This window comes from Janthinobacterium sp. LPB2021202312-11-4, assembly GCF_037049705.1.
GTDB lineage: Bacteria > Pseudomonadota > Gammaproteobacteria > Pseudomonadales > Pseudomonadaceae > Aquipseudomonas.
Genome location: NZ_JBAGKV010000010.1, coordinates 160,615 through 179,557 on the forward strand (window position 1 = coordinate 160,615; position 18,943 = coordinate 179,557).

At 60.5% G+C, this 18,943-nt stretch carries 12 protein-coding genes; 5 read left to right on the top strand and 7 right to left on the bottom strand.

The genetic code is table 11. From position 1 onward, the window contains the following. Window positions 1-85: 85 nt before the first annotated feature. The gene (gene trxC / locus V5E99_RS13535) at window positions 86-520 is read right to left on the bottom strand and encodes a thioredoxin TrxC (RefSeq protein WP_499802874.1); all 435 of its coding nucleotides are present in this window, start codon (window positions 518-520) and stop codon (window positions 86-88) included. 270 nt (window positions 521-790) lie between these two features. Between trxC and mazE the strand changes: the two genes are divergently transcribed. Beyond that, on the top strand, window positions 791-1,060 hold the full coding sequence (mazE, locus tag V5E99_RS13540; RefSeq protein WP_499802875.1) for a type II toxin-antitoxin system antitoxin MazE: 270 nt from the start codon (window positions 791-793) through the stop codon (window positions 1,058-1,060). Then, window positions 1,060-1,422, top strand: coding sequence for a type II toxin-antitoxin system toxin MazF (gene mazF / locus V5E99_RS13545; RefSeq protein ID WP_499802876.1), 363 nt, complete (start codon window positions 1,060-1,062; stop codon window positions 1,420-1,422). Before mazE ends, mazF begins: the two co-directional genes overlap by 1 nt. A gap of 6 nt (window positions 1,423-1,428) precedes the next feature. Here the strand turns inward: mazF and selO are convergent, their stop codons facing one another. From selO to V5E99_RS13565, 4 genes are all read right to left on the bottom strand, one after another. Beyond that, complete coding sequence (gene selO / locus V5E99_RS13550) at window positions 1,429-2,892, bottom strand: protein adenylyltransferase SelO (protein ID WP_499802877.1); 1,464 nt, start codon at window positions 2,890-2,892, stop codon at window positions 1,429-1,431. Window positions 2,893-2,940: 48 nt separating this feature from the next. Next, the gene (gene mscK, locus V5E99_RS13555) at window positions 2,941-6,300 is read right to left on the bottom strand and encodes a mechanosensitive channel MscK (RefSeq protein ID WP_499802878.1); all 3,360 of its coding nucleotides are present in this window, start codon (window positions 6,298-6,300) and stop codon (window positions 2,941-2,943) included. Between the two features lie 35 nt (window positions 6,301-6,335). After that, window positions 6,336-8,078, bottom strand: coding sequence for a potassium/proton antiporter (locus tag V5E99_RS13560; RefSeq protein WP_499802879.1), 1,743 nt, complete (start codon window positions 8,076-8,078; stop codon window positions 6,336-6,338). A 223-nt stretch (window positions 8,079-8,301) separates the two neighbouring features. Then, window positions 8,302-9,927: a methyl-accepting chemotaxis protein gene (locus V5E99_RS13565; RefSeq protein WP_499802880.1), complete on the bottom strand. Its 1,626-nt coding sequence runs from the start codon at window positions 9,925-9,927 to the stop codon at window positions 8,302-8,304. A 275-nt stretch (window positions 9,928-10,202) separates the two neighbouring features. On the opposite strand from V5E99_RS13565, the gene V5E99_RS13570 reads away from it, so the two are divergent. The 3 genes from V5E99_RS13570 to V5E99_RS13580 all read left to right on the top strand — a co-directional run bounded on the left by V5E99_RS13570 (window position 10,203) and on the right by V5E99_RS13580 (window position 12,770). Beyond that, entirely contained in the window at window positions 10,203-10,433 is a 231-nt protein-coding gene (locus V5E99_RS13570) for a hypothetical protein (RefSeq protein WP_017336178.1), read from the top strand. Beyond that, window positions 10,430-10,732, top strand: coding sequence for a cell division protein ZapA (locus tag V5E99_RS13575; protein WP_499802881.1), 303 nt, complete (start codon window positions 10,430-10,432; stop codon window positions 10,730-10,732). Before V5E99_RS13570 ends, V5E99_RS13575 begins: the two co-directional genes overlap by 4 nt. Before the next feature lie 100 nt (window positions 10,733-10,832). Beyond that, entirely contained in the window at window positions 10,833-12,770 is a 1,938-nt protein-coding gene (locus V5E99_RS13580; RefSeq protein ID WP_499802882.1) for a methyl-accepting chemotaxis protein, read from the top strand. Window positions 12,771-12,881: 111 nt separating this feature from the next. Here V5E99_RS13580 and V5E99_RS13585 read toward each other — a convergent pair whose 3' ends face one another. Both V5E99_RS13585 and putA read right to left on the bottom strand, forming a co-directional pair. Then, window positions 12,882-14,684: an acyl-CoA dehydrogenase gene (locus tag V5E99_RS13585; RefSeq protein ID WP_499802883.1), complete on the bottom strand. Its 1,803-nt coding sequence runs from the start codon at window positions 14,682-14,684 to the stop codon at window positions 12,882-12,884. Between the two features lie 217 nt (window positions 14,685-14,901). Further along, a complete protein-coding gene (putA, locus tag V5E99_RS13590) occupies window positions 14,902-18,852 on the bottom strand; it encodes a trifunctional transcriptional regulator/proline dehydrogenase/L-glutamate gamma-semialdehyde dehydrogenase (RefSeq protein WP_499802884.1) in 3,951 nt (1,316 codons plus the stop codon). Window positions 18,853-18,943: the final 91 nt, after the last annotated feature.

The following is an 18,943-nucleotide window of genomic DNA, read 5'->3' on the forward strand; positions in this document are numbered from 1 at the left end:
CAGCCTGCGGCAGCTCCTACAGGACCGGTGAAACACCGATGCCTCTGTAGGAGCTGCCGAAGGCTGCGATCTTTTAAAGCTGTAATCAAATCCCCTGGCTGCGCAACCAGCTCATCAATTGCGGCAACGGAAACGCCCCGCTCTGGCGCGCCACTTCCCGGCCGTTCTTGAACAGAATCAAACTCGGAATCGAACGAATCCCCAACTGCGCCGACAACTGCTGGTTCGCCTCGCTGTCGAGCTTGGCCAACCGGCACTTGCCCGCCAACTGCGCCGCTGCCTGCTCGAACACCGGCGCAAACGACTTGCACGGCCCGCACCAGTCCGCCCACACGTCCACCAGCAACGGCAGATCGCCCTTGATCTGACTGGCGTAATCGCCTTGTTTCAATTCGAAGGGTTTGTTCAACAATACTTCGGCTTTGCAGCGCCCGCATTTCGGATGATCGCTTAGACGCTCGGCGGGGATGCGGTTGAGGCCGTTGCAGTGGGGGCAGGGGATGAGCAGTGGGTCGGTCATGGCGGGCTCCAAAAGAGTGGGCAATCAATGCAGTTGATTTGGAGTTGCGGTGCGTATTTATCAAGGCTATAGAGCTGAGGCAGGAACGCGGCGTGTCGCAAATGCTCACATTTTCCTGATTATTGACGGGCAATCCATGGCTACGCTGGAAGCAACTCTAACCTTCGTCGTTCTTGATTTGAGGAATTCGCGTTGCTTTCATCTGCGTGCTACTTTTGTTGCACTTGTCGTGTCATCGACATCCCACATCTTTCGGGTCGGAGTGATCTCATGTCCGTGACTTCCAAAATACGCCGCCAGGGCGGCGCCGCCGTGATTACGCTCCCGCCTACCCTGTTGAAATTGCTGCATCTTGAGGTCGGCTCTCAGTTGGAGCTCAATGTGGTGGATGGCGAATTGATTGCTCGCCCGGTTGTGCAAGCATCCCGCAAGCGTTACAGCCTTGATGAATTGCTTCAGGGGTCAGAAGAATTGGCTGAGTTGAACGAGCAGACAGCCTGGGCTCGTGAAGGCGATCCTGTTGGTCGGGAGTTGGGTTAATGGTTCGTCGGCAGGCCCCGCAGCGGGGCGATGTGTTTTGGATTGACCCGAACCCGGTGGCAGGGAGAGAAATAATGAACCGCCATCGTTTTGTTGTGATTACACCGAGGGAAATCAATGCGCTGGGCGTGAGCATGACCGTGCCCGTGACCAGCGGCGGGAGTTTCAGCCGAAACTCAGGATTGGCAGTGGTCGTTACGGGTCACGAAACTAACGGTGTCGCGGTGTGCAACCAGGTACGCAGTTTCGACATTGAGCAGCGTGTTCGAGAGGGTTCAGCCAAGTTTATTGAACGCCTTGATGACGTGACGATGGCAGACATCATTGCCCGCGTCGTCAGTGCCATTGACCCTCTGGATTGAGTCGTCTCACGACGAACAACTAATCTCCAAATGCTTGCCCCACTCCGGTGGCCGCTCGGCGTAGCTCTCCATCCCCGGCTGCTCTTCGAATGGATTGCTCAGCACTGCATGCAGGCGTCGAACCTCGGCATAGTCGCCACTCTCCGCCGCATCGATGGCTTTCTGTGCCAAATAGTTGCGCAGGATGTACAGCGGATTGACCGCATGCATTCGAACCTGGTGTTGCTGTTGATCCAGCGAGCCTTCACGCGCAACCCGGGCGACATAGAGCTCACCCCATGCATCAAAACCTTTGATATCGACGAAGTCATTGCGCAACCGGGCAACGGCCAGTTCCGGAGATTCGTCGCCCAAACGGCGGAAGAACAACGTGTAATCCACGCCACTGTTCTGCATCAGTTGCAGCAGACGTTCCAGCAGTTTCTGGTCGTCGTCTTCAGCAGTGGTCAGGCCGAGGCGCCGGCGCATCAGGTCCAGGTAATGAGCCTGGTACAGCGGCAGATACAAGCCGAGGGTTTCGCGCAGGGCGTCGACGCTGATGAACGGTGTCAGGGCCTGGGCCAGGGCGCTGAGGTTCCATTGGCCAATCGGCACTTGATTGCTAAAGGAGTAGCGGCCCTGGTCGTCGGAGTGATTGCAGATGAAATTGGCGTCGAAGTCGTCGAGGAAGGCGAATGGGCCGAAGTCGAAGGTGATACCGAGGATCGACATGTTGTCGGTGTTCATCACCCCGTGGCAGAAGCCATAAGCCTGCCATTTGGCGATCAGTTCGGCGTTGCGCTCGACGATTTCGCGGAACATCGCCAGGTACGGTTCCGGCTGTTCCAGGCATTCGGGGAAGTGCATGGCCAGCACGTGTTCGCCGAGGGCTTTTTGCTGTTCGGGGCGCTTGGTGTAGTAGAAATATTCGAAATGCCCGAAACGCACATGGCTCGGCGACAGACGCAGGACCATGGCCGCGCGTTCCTGCTTCTCGCGCCAGACCGGCGTATCGGAGCCGATTACGCACAGGGCACGAGTGGTCGGGATGTTCAGCGCATTCAGCGCTTCGGAAGCCAGAAACTCGCGAATCGATGACCGCAGCACCGCCCGTCCATCGCCCATCCGTGAGTATGGCGTCTGGCCGGCACCCTTGAGGTGCAAGTCCCAATGCTCGCCGGCCGCGTTATAGACCTCGCCCAGCAACAAGCCGCGACCGTCACCGAGTTGTGGGTTGTAGGAACCGAACTGATGCCCGGAATAGATCATCGCCCGTGGTTCGGCTTCAGCCCACAGTTTGTGGCCGCCGAACAGTTCGGCGAACACCGGCGTCTCGGCCACGGCCGGGTTCAGGTCCAGCAGCGCCATGGCCGCAGGGCTGGCGACCACCAGTCGCGGATTCGCAATGGGTTCCGGCAGCACATGGGTTGAGAACGCATCGCCCAGGCGAGCGAAGCGATTATCGAAGGTCAGTTCGTCGAGGGCTTTCAACGGCCATCTCCAGCAGAATGTCCGAGCATTCTGCTGGGGATAAGGCGGTTAGTCGAGTTTGCTGATCGGCGGCTCCGGGATGGGCGGCTCTTGGGTCGGCTCATCGCGGCTGATGATGGTTTTGTTCTCTTCCTCAACCGGCACCAACTTGTATTCCTGGCCATGCAGGTTCTTCAGGTAAACCTCCATCTGCCGGAACGAGATGTTGATGTGCTGTTTCTTGAACTCGCGATTGATGAAGCGGTTGACCTCATCGATCACCGGGTTGCGGTCGCCGAGGTCGCGCACGTGCATGCGCAATTCGTGGTCGAGGGTGCTTTCGCCGAAGTTCAGGAAGTACACGTGGGGCTCGGGTTCTTTGAGCACTCGCGGGTTTTCCCGGGCGGCTTGCAGCAACAGGGCTTTGACCAGGTCCAGGTCCGAGCCGTAATCGACGCCGAGTTTGAGGGTCACCCGGGTGATGGTGTCGGTCAGCGACCAGTTGATCAGTTGTCCGGTGATGAACGTCTTGTTCGGGACAATGATGTCCTTGCGGTCGAAGTCGGTGATGGTCGTGGCGCGGATGCGAATCTTGCTCACCGTGCCCGACAGATTGCCGATGGTGATGGTGTCACCGATCCGCACCGGGCGTTCGAACAGGATCATGATGCCGGAGATGAAGTTGGCGAAGATCTCCTGCATCCCGAACCCGAGCCCTACCGACAGCGCCGCCACCAGCCATTGCAACTTGTCCCAGCTCACGCCGAGGGTGGATAGGGTCGAGACGAAACCGACGCCGGCAATCACGTAGGACAGCAACGTGGTGGTGGCGTAGGCGCTGCCCTGGGCCAGATTGAGCTTGGACAGCACCAACACTTCCAGCAAACCGGGCAAGTTGCGCGCCAGGGCGAAGGTGATGCCGATGATAATCAGCGCCCCCAGCATGTCGCCGATGCTGATCGGCACCATGCTCATGTTGGCGCCGGTGCCGCTGGTGTATTCGTAGAGCGTGATGTTGTCCAGGTACGAGAACACCGAAATCACGTCCGACCAGACCCAGTACAGCGCCGCGATGAAACCGCCGAGCAGGGCCAGGCGGATCAGGCGCAGGGATTGTTCGTTGACCTTCTCGATGTCCAGGGTCGGCTCTTCGATCACCGCTTCGCCGTCGCCGGCCTCTTTCGCGGCCTGGCGTTTGGCCAGGGCACGTTGATAGGCCAGGCGTCGTGCGGCAACGCTCAGGCCACGGACGAATGTGGCTTCGATCACCAGCCAGAACATCAGCAGGTACAAGGTGTTGATCAAGCGGTCGCTGAGTTTCAGCGCGGTGTAGTAGTAGCCGAAGCACACCGCCACGAACAAGGCGATCGGCAGGGCGGTGAACATGACCCCCACGGCCTTGCGGAACAGCGAGGCGCTTTCGTGGGTCGGGCTGCTGATCAGCAGTCGGCTAAGGAGCCAGGCCATCAGCGCGTAACAGGTCAGCACCACGGGCATGCCAAGCACGTCGTCGGCCAGTGCGGCCGGTTGCAGTTCTGCTACCGCCACTACCGCGACCAACGCCATGACCACCAGCCCGAGGCGTCGGACCCAGCCCTGGAGGAACTCGACCTGAGGCTTTTCCCAACGGAAATGCAGTTCGGCCACGCCACCCGGCGCGAGAATCCGGTAGGCGGTGTAGAACACCAGCCAGGCCTGGCCCATTTGTATCAGCGCCGCACCCATATTGGCGTTCTGCCCACGGGCGTCGATCTGCAACGCCAGGCCACACAAAGCCAGGCCCAGAGACACCGGCATCGCCAACAGAATATTGATCAGGATCGCCTGAGGCGTGTGCCACTGGCTGTCACGTTTGAAGTGGCCGATGTCCTGGTGAACCTTGTTCAGGCGGGCATACAGACTCTTGCGCCGCCACAGCAGGGCGCCGATCAGCAGCACCAACGGCAGGAACAGCAGTGGTCGCTGAATCAAGCCGTCGCTCAGCTCGCTCAGGCTTGAAGTCCACGGCAAGGTAGTGACCTGGCGTTGCAGGCGCTCCGGCACTCCGCGCATCCATTCCGGGTCCAGCGGCTTGTTGCTGGGAATCCAGAACATCTGCTCGTCGAGGGTCGCCCGCAGGCTTTGCGCGGTGCTGAGCAGTTGTTTCTGGTTGAGTTGCAGGGTGATGGATTCATTAAGCACCGCGCTCAGTTCGCGGTTGAGCCGCTCCAGCAGGTCGGCACGGGTGTTGGCCAGCTCCAGCAGGTTTTTGCGCAACTGCGGGGTGACTTGCTCCGGCGGTTGGGTCGCCAGCAAGTTATCGACGTACGTGGCCGGGTTGCTCAGCAGTTCCCGTTGCTGGCTGACTTCAAACTGATACAGGCGAATGTCGGCGATCTGGTCCGCCAAATCGCGGTCGAGCTTGAGGCGCGGCAGGGCCTGTTTCTGTTTGTAGAGAATCTTCGAAAGCAGCAGGCTGCCCTTGAGCACGTTGATCTGCTCGTCCAGGGCTGCATCGCTCTGGGTCACGCTGTCCAGTTGTTGCTTGGTTTGCAGGTTCTGCTGGGTGACTTCGTTGAGGCGGTCGGTGCTTTTGAGCAGGTAGTCCGAGAGCTTCAGGTTCGCCGCGCTTTCGGTGGCGAGCAAGCTGCTGCCGCCGGACTTCTGCGCTTCGATGGATTGTTGGGTCACCGTTTCCTGGGACTGGGCCAGGCGTTTCTGGTTGATCAGGGTTTGCAGCTCCTGGATTTCCTGGTCCAGGCGCGTGGTCTTTTCCGATAGCACGTCATGCTGGCTGTTGCCCAGATCCTGCAACTGGCTGTTGCCGGCCAGTTCCTGGCGTCGCAGCGGGATCAAGGCGTTCAGTGCCGCGAGTTCAGCATTGAGCAGGTCACGCTGCTCGCCGCTCAACGTCTTCCCGTTGTCTTTGCCGGCCTTGAGGATGTTGTTGATCTGCTGGATGCGCGTCTGGCTGCCGGCGATCTCGGCCTGGGCGCGCTCGGGACGGGTCTGGGCGGTGATGATCAGGCTGTTGGCGTCGGCCAGGGCTTTTTGCAGATCGCTTTGCTGGGTCGAGCGCTCGGTCAGCATCTGTTCGAGTTGCGGGATCGACAGGTTGGCGTAGCGCTGCTCGATCGGCACCACTTTGGTGGCCTTGAGCCTCGCCAGTTCACGCTGGTTTTCGATGTTCTGCTTGGGCGCGGTGGCCAGTTGCTGCTTCAGATCGATCAGTTTCTGATCGTAGTCACGCTTGTTATTGAGCTGGGTCAGCGTGTTCTGTAGCAGTGTTTGCAGGGCTTTTTGATCGGCCTCCGGCAATTTGCGGTCGGCGATCTTGTCCAGGCTCGCTTGCACGGCTTCGCTGGACGGCGGTTCGGCGGCTTGCAGGGTGCCGACGGAGAGGCTCAGGCCCAGCAGGGCCATGATTAAAAAGTTGCGCAGGGTTGGCATAGAGACCGATCAAGCTAGGTGAAAAGAATGGCAGTTTAGAGGAAGAGTCCCGGACCCGGGCGACTTCCTTCGGGGAATCTGACGCCCACTTTGCCGATCTTGTTCCCTTCCATGACCGCAACCGTCCAGATGGTGTTGTTCCACTCCACCTGGTCGCCCACGACCGGCGCGCCGCCGACCTTCTGGGCAATGAAGCGGGCCAGGGACATGTCCGGATCGATGCCTTCGACTTTCAACCCGTACAGGGCAGCAACCGCAGCCAGTTGGGCGTCTCCTTCGAGTACGAAGTCGCCGAAGAAGCGCAAATCCAGGCCCCGTTGCGGCGCCTGGCTGAAGAGTTTGCCGAGGGCTGCGAGGTTGTGTTCGTGGCCGATCACGCAGAGCAAATCATCGACTTCGAGCACCGTACTACCCGACGGATGGAGCAGTTGCTGGCCACGAAACAGGGCGGCGATCCGCGTGCCTTCGGGCATTTTCAGTTCGCGAAGGGGCGAGCCGATGCACCATTTTTCGGCGCCGAGGCGGTAAACGAACAGCTCCCACTCGCTGGTGACGTGGACTTCCAGCGCCGAGCGGGAGATCGGCGCAGGTTCTGGCGGCACCGTGACCTTCAACAGTTTGGCGACCCACGGCAGGCTCGTGCCCTGCACCAGCAGCGACACCAGCACGATAAAGAACGCGAGGTTGAAATACAGCTGCGCGTGCGGCAGCCCGGCCATCAGCGGGAACACCGCCAGGATGATCGGCACCGCGCCGCGCAAGCCGACCCAGGAAATAAACGCCTTCTCGCGACCGTGGAACGCCTTGAACGGCAGCAGGCCAACCAGCACCGACAGCGGTCGCGCAAACAGAATCATCCACAGCGCCAGGCCCAGGGCGGGCAGGGCGATCGGCAGTAAATCGTGAGGGGTGACCAGTAAACCCAGCACCAGGAACATGCCGATCTGCGCCAGCCACGCCATGCCATCGAGCATGTGCAGAATGCCGTGACGGCTGCGCACCGGGCGGTTGCCGATCACCAGGCCGCACAGGTAAACGGCGAGGAAGCCGCTGCCGTGCAAGGCGTTGGTCAGGGCGAACACCAGCAGGCCGCCGGCAATCACCAGGATCGGATAGAGGCCGTTGGCGAGGTTGATACGGTTGACCAGTTGCAGCATGACCCAGCCGCCGCCCAGACCGATCACGCCGCCGATGCCGAACTCGCGCACCAAATGCCCGAGCAGGCTCCAGTGCAGGCCGGTCTGGCCGCTGGCGAGCATGTCGATCAGGGTGACGGTGAGGAACACCGCCATTGGGTCGTTGCTGCCGGATTCGATTTCGAGGCTGGCGGTTACCCGCTCGTTCAGGCCTTTGCCGCCGAGCAGCGAGAACACCGCTGCGGCGTCTGTCGAGCCGACGATGGCGCCGATCAGCAGGCCTTGAATGATGTTCAGGTTGAACAACCACGCTGCGGCCATGCCGGTCAGCCCGGTGGTGATCAATACGCCGACCGTGGCCAGCGACAGCGCCGGCCACAACGCCACGCGGAAACTCGCCACCCGTGTGCGTAAACCGCCGTCGAGCAAAATCACCGCCAAGGCGAGGTTGCCGACCAGATAAGCCGTGGGGTAGTTATCAAAAATAATGCCGCCGCCGTCGACGCCAGCGGCCATGCCCACGGCCAGGATAATCACCAGAATCGGGATACCGAGGCGGGACGAAAGGGAACTCACCAGAATGCTCGCACCTACCAGCAACGCGCCGATCAAGAACAGGCTGTTGATGGTCGTCGCATTCAAAGGCAGTACTCCAGAAAGCTGAAAGGCGGGCACAAACTGACCATGCAGTCTGCGTGCCAGCGATTCTAACCTGTTGAAATGTGATGCTGTCAAAAAGCTTTTGCAGATCGAAAGATCGCAGCCTCGTTTCACTCGACAGCTCCTACAAAGGAGCTGTGCAAACCCGTAGGAGCTGTCGAGTGAAACGAGGCTGCGATCTTTCCAGCAGTGACGCGATCTTCGTTTAGAGGCTAAACCGCCCAACCATGTTGTTCAGGTCCAGCGCCAGGCGCGACAGTTCATTGCTCGCCGCACTGGTCTGATTCGCTCCGGTCGCCGATTGCACCGACAGATCACGAATGTTCACCAGGTTGCGATCAACCTCGCGAGCCACTTGGGCCTGTTCTTCCGCCGCGCTGGCGATCACCAGGTTGCGTTCGTTGATTTCGACGATGGCGCTGTTGATCGTGTCCAGCGACATGCCGGCACCCCGTGCGATGTTCAGCGTCGACTCGGCGCGCTCGGTGCTGTTACGCATCGAATCCACCGCGTGCTCGGTGCCGCTCTGGATGCTGCCGATCATGCGTTCGATTTCGCTGGTGGACTGTTGGGTCCGGTGCGCCAGGGCACGAACCTCATCGGCCACCACCGCAAAACCACGTCCGGCTTCACCGGCGCGGGCCGCTTCGATCGCCGCGTTCAGGGCCAGCAGGTTGGTCTGGTCAGCGAGGCCGCGAATCACGTCCAGCACTTTGCCGATGTCCCGGGATTCGTTGGCCAGATCACCGATCAGGGTCGCGGTGCTCTGCACGTCGGCGCTCATGCGTTCGATGGCGCTGACGGTTTCCTGCACCAGATCACGGCCATCACCTGCAGAAGTGGTGGCGTTTTTCGAGGCTTCGGACGTGCTTACAGCATTGCGCGCGACTTCTTCCACGGCGCTGGTCATCTCGTTGACAGCGGTGGCGGCCTGTTCGATTTCGTTGTTTTGCTGGGTCAGGCCTCGGGCGCTTTCGTCGGTGACGCTGTTCAACTCTTCGGCGGCGGACGCCAGTTGCGTCGCCGAACCGGAGATCCGTTGCAGGGTGTCGCGCAGTTTGTCCTGCATCTTCGACATGGCCAGCAGCAAACGGCCGGCTTCATCCTCGCCATCGACGGTAATCGGGCGGGTCAGGTTGCCCTCAGCGATTGCTTCAGCCGCGCTCAAGGCGTTGGCGATTGGCTTGGTGATGCTGTTGGTCAGCAACCAGGCGAACAGGAACGTCAGGCCGGTGGCGATCACCAGCAAGGTGACGACCAGGTCGAACGCCGAAGCGTATTGGTCGGCGGCTTGCTGGTTCGTTTCGAGGCTCTGCTGTGTGTTGATCTCCAGCAAACGGCTCAACACGGTGTTGACCGCTTCGGAGTTGGTCAGCAAATCGGTATTGAGCAGGGTGCGCAATTCATCGACCTGATTGTTGCGCGACAGCGACTTCATCCGGTCTTCAATCTGGCGATACTGACCCAGCAACTGTACGTATTGGTCATAGGCCGCACGTTCTTGAGGGCTGCTGATCAGCTTTTCATAAACCGCCTGAGCGGCGCGGATTTGCTGGTTACGGCTTTCCAGCAGTTCCATGGTTTTCTGCTGAACATCTGGCTCGCGGTTGACCATCAGCCGATACGACAACACCCGCAGGCGCAGGGTCAGTTGAGTGAACTCATCCAGGCTCTTGATGCTTGGCACGCTGTTGGAGGTGATGTCTTCGGCGGCCGCGCGAATCTTGCTCATCTGATTCAGCGCAAACACCCCCAGAACCAGCATCAAACCGCCAATCAGGGCAAAACCGAGGAACGCGCGCGGCGCGATATTCATATTACGAAGGGACATGGTGTTTACCGGGAAAAGCGCATCCGTGCGGGGCTGAAACTGCTGTATGGATGACTTATCGGTCATACGACTAAAGTCTTGAGGCGCTGCGCGAATTTGTCGCAGCAAGGCCCCGGCGACGAAGTGCAGGAACCAGATCCGCCAATCACAGTCTTTAAAGCTCGCGAGAAAGGTCGCCCGCCAGGAAAATCAAGGCCTTGCGCCCCAATATCCCTGGCATCCGTGGTGACTTTTCTTTATCGTACGCGCCCTTTGAAAATGCCTGGAAAATCAAAATGTTGGAAGCATCCCTCAGCCAATTGGAACAACTGGTCAGCGACCTGGTGCAACAGAACCAGAACCTGCTCGGCACCAACCAGACCCTGAGCGCCGAACTGGCCCAGGCCAAGGACGAAAACGAAAGCCTGCAACTGAGCCTGATGGAGCAGGAAGAGAAGCAAGGCGCCACCGCCGCCCGCATCCAGGCCTTGGTTGAGCGCGTCAGCGCCGGCCCAGTCAGCGCATGAATCAGGGCGCCGCAGGGGTAAAAGTCGTCTCCATCCTGGGCGAGGACTATTCGATCAAGGCGCCGGCCGGGGAAGAGCAAACCCTGCTGGACGCTGCATTAATGTTGAAAGCGGCCCTGGCCGACACCAAACGCAAGTACCCGACGCTGATCGGCGACCGCTTGTTGGTGCTGGCCGCGATGAATCTGTGCTCCCAGCAGATCGAAATGAAAAAGCAGCACACGCTCGAACTCGACCGTTACCAAGAGCAAGTCAGCGCCACGGTTGAAGTGATCTCCAAGACGATCAATCAGGCCTGATCGGCTTTGCGCACAACCAAAGAATAAATTGTCGTTTGCGTTGTATACAATCGGCACGGCTGTTGCAGTGTTTCAGCCTCTTATTCTTTGGGGGTGCTCCATGCAGTTCTGGCGACGCAGTATTCAATGGCAGTTGATCCTGAGTATGGGCACCGCCCTGCTGGTCAGTATTCTGATCGTGGTTGGCGTTTATACCCTGGTGGTCAACCGCCTCGCCCAGCGTTATCTGGTCGAACAAGCGCTGCCGTCGAGCATCGAAGCGATGCGCAACGACATCGAGCGCATCCTCGTCCAGCCCCTCACCGCCGCCAAGGACATCGCCAGCAACAGCATGGTGCGCGACTGGTTGGCCGCGGGTGAAAGCAGTGCCCAGACCGACACCTTCGTGAAGTACCTGGAAGGCATCCGCGCCGAGCACAAAGCCTTTACCGCGTTGATCGTCGGCACCGCTTCCAGCCACTACTTCACCGAAAAAGGCCTGGACCGCACCCTCAGCCGTTCCAACCCCAAAGACGCCTGGTTCTACGCCTTCCTCGACAGCAATCAGCCGCGCACCCTCAATATCGACAACGACACCGCGACCGGAGAATTGGCGCTGTTTATCGACCTCAAGGTCGAGCAGGCCGGCAAAGTCGTGGGCGTTGCAGGCCTGGGGCTGAGCATGAAAGAGCTGTCGGAGCTGATCCATAACTTCAACTTCGGGGAGCGCGGCAAGGTCTATCTCGTGCGTTCCGACGGTTTGATCCAGGTTCATCCCGAAGCGCAATTCAGCGGAAAACGCACCTTGGCCGAGCAAATCGGCGCTTCGGCGGCGCAAGCGGTCATGGGTCAAAAAGTTGCCGCAAATAGTGGATTCACCCGCGATGGCGAAGATTTTCTGGCATTGAGCCTGCCGCTGCGGGATCTGGGCTGGACTCTGGTGGCCGAAGTGCCGCAGTCGCAGATCTACGCCGAAGCCCGCCGCGCCATGTGGACCAGCAGCGCAATTGGCCTGGCGGTGGCGCTGGTGTGCCTGATGCTGGTGGTGTTGCTGGCCCGTGGGATGGTTCGACCGATCCGTCAGGTAACAGCGGCATTGGTAGCCATCGGTAGCGGTGGTGGAGATTTGACCCACCGGTTAGATTCCAGCCGCGCCGATGAACTCGGTGACCTGGCTCGCGGCTTCAATCGCTTCCTGGAAAGTCAGCGCGAGATGATTGGCGAAGTGCTGACCACCAGCGAGCGTTTGCGCACCGCCGTCGGCCAAGTGGCGAAGGTGGTGGACAACACCGCCGAACGCTCCGGACGGCAGCAGGAAATGACCGACATGGTTGCCACGGCTGTCCACGAAATGGGCCTGACGGTGCAGGAAATCGCCCAGAACGCCGGCAACGCGGCGGTCGCTTCGCAATCGGCTCGGGATGAGGCGCTGCAAGCTCGGGAAGTGGTGGGCGGTTCGATCCGGCATATAGAAAGCATGTCCGACGAAATCGGCATCGCCGCCACGGCGGTGGGCGAGTTGGCGCATCAGGTCGCGTCCATCGATCAGGTGCTGGCAGTGATTCGCGGGATTTCCGAACAGACCAACCTGTTGGCGCTGAACGCGGCGATTGAAGCGGCGCGTGCCGGGGACATGGGGCGTGGGTTTGCGGTGGTGGCCGATGAAGTGCGGACACTGGCGCGACGCACCCAGTCATCCACGGATGAGATTCAGCAAATGATCGGCAACCTAAAGCAGGGCGCGGAAAATGCCGTGTCGTCGATGCATTCAGGGCAAGCGGCGACCGGTACTGGTGTCGAATCGAGCCAGCGCACCGGGACGTCGTTGACGGCGATTACCGGGCAGATCGAGCGCATCAGCGACATGAACCATCAGGTGGCGACCGCCACGGAAGAGCAGTCGGCGGTGACCGAAGAGATCAACCGCAATGTGCAGGGGATTTCCGATCTGGCGCGGGCGACGGCCGGGGAGGTCAGGACATGTCGTGAGGATTGTCAGACCTTGCAGCGCCTGGCGGATGATTTGGCGCGGCAGATGGGTGGGTTCAAGTTGAGCTGAAAGATCAAAAGATCGCAGCCTGCGGCAGCTCCTACATTGGAATGCGTTCCCCTGTAGGAGCTGCCGCAGGCTGCGATCTTTTTTGTGGCCATTACGCCGATCTACGGTTGATCAAAACCACTCATCCTGCATCCCCAGGCACACATCATCCCGCGCCTCCAGAATCGCCAGTTCATGGTGACAACCCGGCACTTCCCACGTCAGGAAATACCGCGCCGCCTGCAGCTTGCCTTTATAGAAGCTCACATCCGCCGCATTGCCCTTGGCCAACCCTTCCTCGGCGCGAATCGCCTGTTCCAGCCAGCGCCAGCCAATCACCGTGTGCCCGAACACCTTCAGGTACAGCGCCGAGTTCGCCAGGCTGCTGTTGACCTTGCCCTGGCCCAGATCCGTCAGCAGGCCGATGGTCACGGTTTGCAGACGCGCCACCAGTTTTTCCAGCGGCTCACGCAGCGGCGTCAGCGATTCATACGCCTGGGCGCGCTCGGCGGTGCTGGCGATCAGCCGGATCAATTGCTTGAGCCCCGCGCCACCGTTCTGTGCCAGTTTGCGGCCCAGCAGGTCCAGCGACTGAATGCCGTGGGTGCCTTCATGAATCGGGTTCAAGCGGTTATCGCGGTAGTACTGCTCCACCGGATACTCGCGGGTGTAACCGTGGCCGCCGAGAATCTGGATCGCCAGTTCGTTGGCCTTGAGGCAGAACTCCGACGGCCAGGATTTGACGATCGGCGTGAGCAAATCCAGCAACTCATGGGCCTGCTTGCGCGCGTCTTCGGTCTCCAGGGTCGTGGTGTCATCGAACAGCCGCGCCGCGTACAGCCCAAGGTCGAACGAACCTTCGACGTAAGCCTTTTGCGTCAGCAACATGCGCTTGACGTCGGCGTGCTGAATGATCGCCACCGGCGCGGTGTTCGGGTCCTTGCTGTCCGGCACCCGACCCTGGGGACGTTCGCGGGCATACTCCAGCGAATACAGATACCCGGCGTAACCGAGCATCACCGCACCCATGCCGACGCCGATTCGCGCCTCGTTCATCATCTGGAACATGTAGCTCAAACCATGGTGCGGCTTACCTACCAGATAGCCGACACACTCACCGTTATCACCGAAGTTCAGTGCCGTGGAGGTGGTGCCGCGCCAGCCCATCTTGTGGAACAGCCCGGCCAGCAGCACGTCATTGCGCGGGCCGAGGCTGCCGTCATCGTTGACCAGAAACTTGGGCACGATAAACAGCGAAATCCCCTTCACTCCGGCCGGTGCGTCCGGCAACTTGGCCAGCACCATGTGCACGATGTTTTCCGACAGCGGATGGTCGCCGCCGGAGATGAAGATCTTGTTGCCCTTGAGTCGATAGCTGCCGTCAGACGCCGGCTCGGCGCGTGTACGAATATCCGACAGCGACGACCCGGCGTGGGGCTCGGTCAGCGCCATGGTGCCGAAGAAGCGTCCGTCGATCATCGGTTGCAGGAAGCGCTGCTTCTGCTCGTCGGTGCCGAAGCTTTCGATCAGGTTGGCCGCACCCATGGTCAGGAACGGGTACGAGGTCGATGCCGCGTTGGCCGACTGGAAATGCGCAAAACAAGCCTGGGACAGCAATGTAGGAAGTTGCATGCCGCCGGCGTCGAAACTTCGCGCGGCGTTGAGGAAGCCAGCCTCGAGGAACGCATCCACCGCCGGTTTCACTTCCGGAATCAGAATCGCCTGACCGTTTTCGTAGCGTGGCTCGTTCTCGTCGCCCTTGCGGTTGTGCGGGGCGAAGAACTTTTCGGCGATGTTGCGGGCCGTGCCGATGGCGGCGTCAAAGGTTTCGCGATTGTGCTCGGCGAACCGCTCGCGCTGGGTCAGGCCTTCGGCATCGAGGACTTCGTACAGCTCGAAAGCCAGATTGCGGGAACTGAGCAACGTCTCGGACATGTCGGCCTACCTTTTTTTGGAATGGGCCGAGTCTAGGCGTGGGCAAGGGTAGCGGGAAGGATGATTGATTACGGTGATGGAGAAGCAAAAGATCGCAACCTTCGACAACGCCTACAGAAAAACACGATCCCCTGTAGGCGCTGCCGAAGGCTGCGATCTTTTGATCTTGCTTCTAAAAAACCGGACACCCATTGCGGATGCCCGGTCCTATTGCGATTTAGCCGATGGTCATGAGGCTGGCATTACCACCCGCAGCCGCCGTGTTAACACTCAACGCCCGTTCAATCACCAGACGCTCCAGCGCAATGTTGGTCTCGCCCTGGGACAAGCCATGAACCCCGACAATCGCCCCGGCACGCTTGGCCACTTGCTGGCAAACGGCACGCAACTGATCGGAATGGCCGTGATGCAGCACCGCATCAAACACCACTTCGTCCTTGTTCCAGTCGGAAACCAGTTTGATCCGCGCCTGAACTTCCTTCGGCAGGCGTGCGAACAGTGCCTTGGTCAAGTCAGCTTCCGGCCATACCGCCGAACCGCCCACCGCTAATACCGCCGCCAGTTGCGTCAGCAAATCGCCTTCAACCTCCGCCAGGCACAGCACGTGTTCACGGGGCAGGATCGCGTAGCTGTTGCGCTCGCCGGTCGGGCCGGCCAGCACGCGGGTGATCCCGCTTTGGGATTGCGCGGCGAACTGCACGCACAGGGTGCTCAGGTCGGCGAACTGGTTGCTGTCAGCCCAGGCTTTCAGGGCGGTCAGCGGCTTGCTCATGGCATCCCGCAGACGAACATCCGGCGCAGCGATAGCGTCACCGCGAGCGAAGGATTGTTCGATGGCATCCGTAGGACGAGTCGACAACAGACGGTACAGGTACAACGGACCACCGGCCTTCGGACCAGTGCCCGACAAGCCTTCGCCACCGAACGGCTGCACGCCGACCACAGCACCGACGATGTTGCGGTTCACATAGACGTTACCGGCATTGACGTTGTCGATCACCTTGGCGATGGTCTCGTCGATCCGGGTGTGCACGCCCAGCGTCAGGCCGTAGCCGGACGCGTTGATCTGGCCGATCAGGTTGTCGATGTCTTTGCGCTTGTAGCGAACCACGTGCAGCACCGGGCCGAAGATCTCCCGTTGCAGTTCGTCGAAGCTTTCCAGTTCGATCAGCGTCGGCATCACGAAGGTGCCGCGCTTCACTTCTTCCGCATCGGCAATCGCGACCTGGTAGACGTTGCGACCTTTGTCGCGCATGGCCTGGATGTGCTTCTCGATGCCGGCCTTGGCTTCGGCGTCGATCACCGGGCCGATGTCCACGGACAGGCGTTCCGGGTTGCCGAGACGGCATTCAGCCATGGCGCCCTTGAGCATTTCGATGACACGGTCGGCGGAATCTTCCTGCAAGCACAACACGCGCAGTGCCGAGCAACGTTGGCCGGCGCTGTCGAACGCAGACGACACCACATCGATGACCACCTGTTCGGTCAGTGCCGAGGAATCGACGATCATCGCGTTCTGGCCGCCGGTTTCGGCGATCAGCGGAATCGGACGACCCTGGGCATCCAGGCGACCGGCGACGTTACGTTGCAGCAAACGCGCAACTTCGGTGGAACCGGTGAACATCACACCTTTGACCCGATCGTCGCCGACCAGACGGGCGCCAACGGTTTCGCCACGGCCCGGCAGCAGTTGCAGCACGCCTTCCGGAATCCCGGCTTCGAGCAGCAAACGCACGGCTTGAGCGGCTACCAGCGGGGTTTGTTCTGCAGGCTTGGCCAATACCGGGTTACCGGCGGCGAGGGCCGCAGCCACTTGACCGCTGAAGATCGCCAGCGGGAAGTTCCACGGGCTGATGCACACCACTGGGCCCAATGGGCGGTGGGCGTCGTTGGTGAAATCATTGCGCGCCTGCACCGCGTAATAACGCAGGAAGTCCACGGCTTCACGCACTTCGGCGATGGCGTTGGCGAAGGTCTTGCCGGCTTCGCGAGCCAACAGGCCCATCAGCGGCTGGATCTCGCCTTCCATCAAATCGGCGGCACGTTCCAGAATCGCGGCGCGTTCGGCGGGCGGGGTGGCCTGCCAGATCGGCCCGGCGTTCAGGGCGCACTGGATCGCGTTATCGACGTCTTCGACGGTCGCTTCCTGCACGTGACCGACCACGTCACGCAGATCCGACGGGTTCAGCACCGGCGCAGGGGTTTCGCTGCTGGATGCGCAACCGAGCATCGGCGCGGCTTTCCAGCTGTTGTGCGCGGTGGCCAGCAGGGCGCAGGACAGCGACGCCAGACGATGTTCGTTGGCCATATCGATGCCGCTGGAGTTGGCGCGCTCGGCACCATAAAGGTCGCGGGGCAGCGGAATGCGCGGGTGCGGCAGGCCGAAGCCACCTTCCACCGTTGCCATCTGCTCGATGCTGGCCACTGGATCGGCGACCAGCGCTTGAATCGAGATCGACTGATCGGCGATCTGGTTGACGAACGAGGTGTTCGCGCCGTTTTCCAGCAGACGACGGACCAGGTAGGCCAGCAGGGTTTCGTGAGTGCCGACCGGTGCGTACACGCGGCACGGACGGTTCAACTTGCCTTCGGAAACTTTGCCTACAACCTGCTCGTACAGCGGTTCGCCCATGCCGTGCAGGCATTGGAACTCATACTGACCGGGGTAATAGTTCTGACCGGCAATGTGGTAAATGGCCGACAGGGTGTGGGCGTTGTGCGTGGCGAATTGCGGGTAGATGACTTCCGGCACCGAGAGCAATTTGCGTGCGCAAGCGATGTAGGAAACGTCGGTGTACACCTTGCGGGTATAGACCGGATAGCCTTCCAGGCCTTCGACTTGGGCGCGCTTGATCTCGCTGTCCCAGTACGCGCCTTTTACCAGGCGGATCATCAAGCGATGACGGCTGCGACGAGCCAGGTCAATCACGTAGTCGATCACGTACGGGCAACGCTTCTGGTAAGCCTGGATCACAAAACCGATGCCGTTCCAGCCGGTCAGTTGCGGCTCGAAGCACAGGCGTTCCAGCAGATCCAGCGACAGTTCGAGGCGGTCGGCTTCTTCGGCGTCGATGTTCAGGCCGATGTCGTATTGCTTGGCCAGCAGGGTCAGCGACAGCAGGCGCGGGTACAACTCATCCATCACGCGTTCGTACTGCGCGCGGCTGTAACGCGGGTGCAGTGCCGAGAGCTTGATGGAAATGCCCGGACCTTCATAAATCCCACGACCGTGGGAGGCTTTGCCGATCGAGTGGATGGCTTGTTCGTACGAGGCCAGGTACTTCTGGGCGTCGTGTTCGGTCAGTGCCGCTTCACCGAGCATGTCGTAGGAATAGCGGAAGCCCTTGGCTTCGAACTTGCTCGCATTCGCCAACGCTTCGGCGATGGTTTCGCCGGTGACGAACTGTTCGCCCATCAGGCGCATGGCCATGTCGACGCCCTTGCGGATCATCGGCTCGCCGCTCTTGCCGATGATGCGGCTCAAGGACGAGGTCAGGCCGGTTTCGTTGTGGGTGGCGACCAGTTTGCCGGTCAGCAGCAAGCCCCACGTGGCGGCGTTGACGAACAGCGACGGGCTGTTGCCCAAGTGCGGCTGCCAGTTGCCGGTGCTGATCTTGTCGCGGATCAGCGCGTCGCGGGTGCCTTTGTCCGGGATACGCAGCAGCGCTTCGGCCAGGCACATCAGTGCTACGCCTTCCTGGGACGACAGGGAAAATTCCTGCAACAGGCCCTGAACAATCCCGGCACGGCCACCGGCGCTTTTCTGATTGCGCAATTTGTCGGCAATCGAAGAGGCGAGCTTGTTAGTGGCTTCAGCCATCGCGGCGGGCAAGCGTGCCTGCTCGATCAGCATTGGCACCACTTCCGGCTCAGGGCGACGGTAAGCGGCGGTGATCGACGCGCGCAGGACCGATTGCGGCAGGATGCTTTCGGCGAATTCGAGGAAGCACTGATGGGCGTGATCCGCAGGCGCATCGACGGCGTCGTCGGAATCCTTGGTCAAACCGCTCAGCTCGGTCAGGGTTGCACCACCCTCGAGTTTTTCCAGGTAATTGAAAATTGCCTGCTTGATCAGCCAGTGCGGCGTGCGATCAATCGAGGTCGCGGCGGCCTTGAGGCGTTCGCGGGTTGGGTCGTCAAGTTTGACCCCAAGGGTGGTGGTAGCCATATTTTTATCCTCATGTTTGCCACGACCGCGTGGCATCAGCTGGCCGCAAGATTAGCTGTGCGTCGACAGAGGTGCAACCGGGTGCAACCCT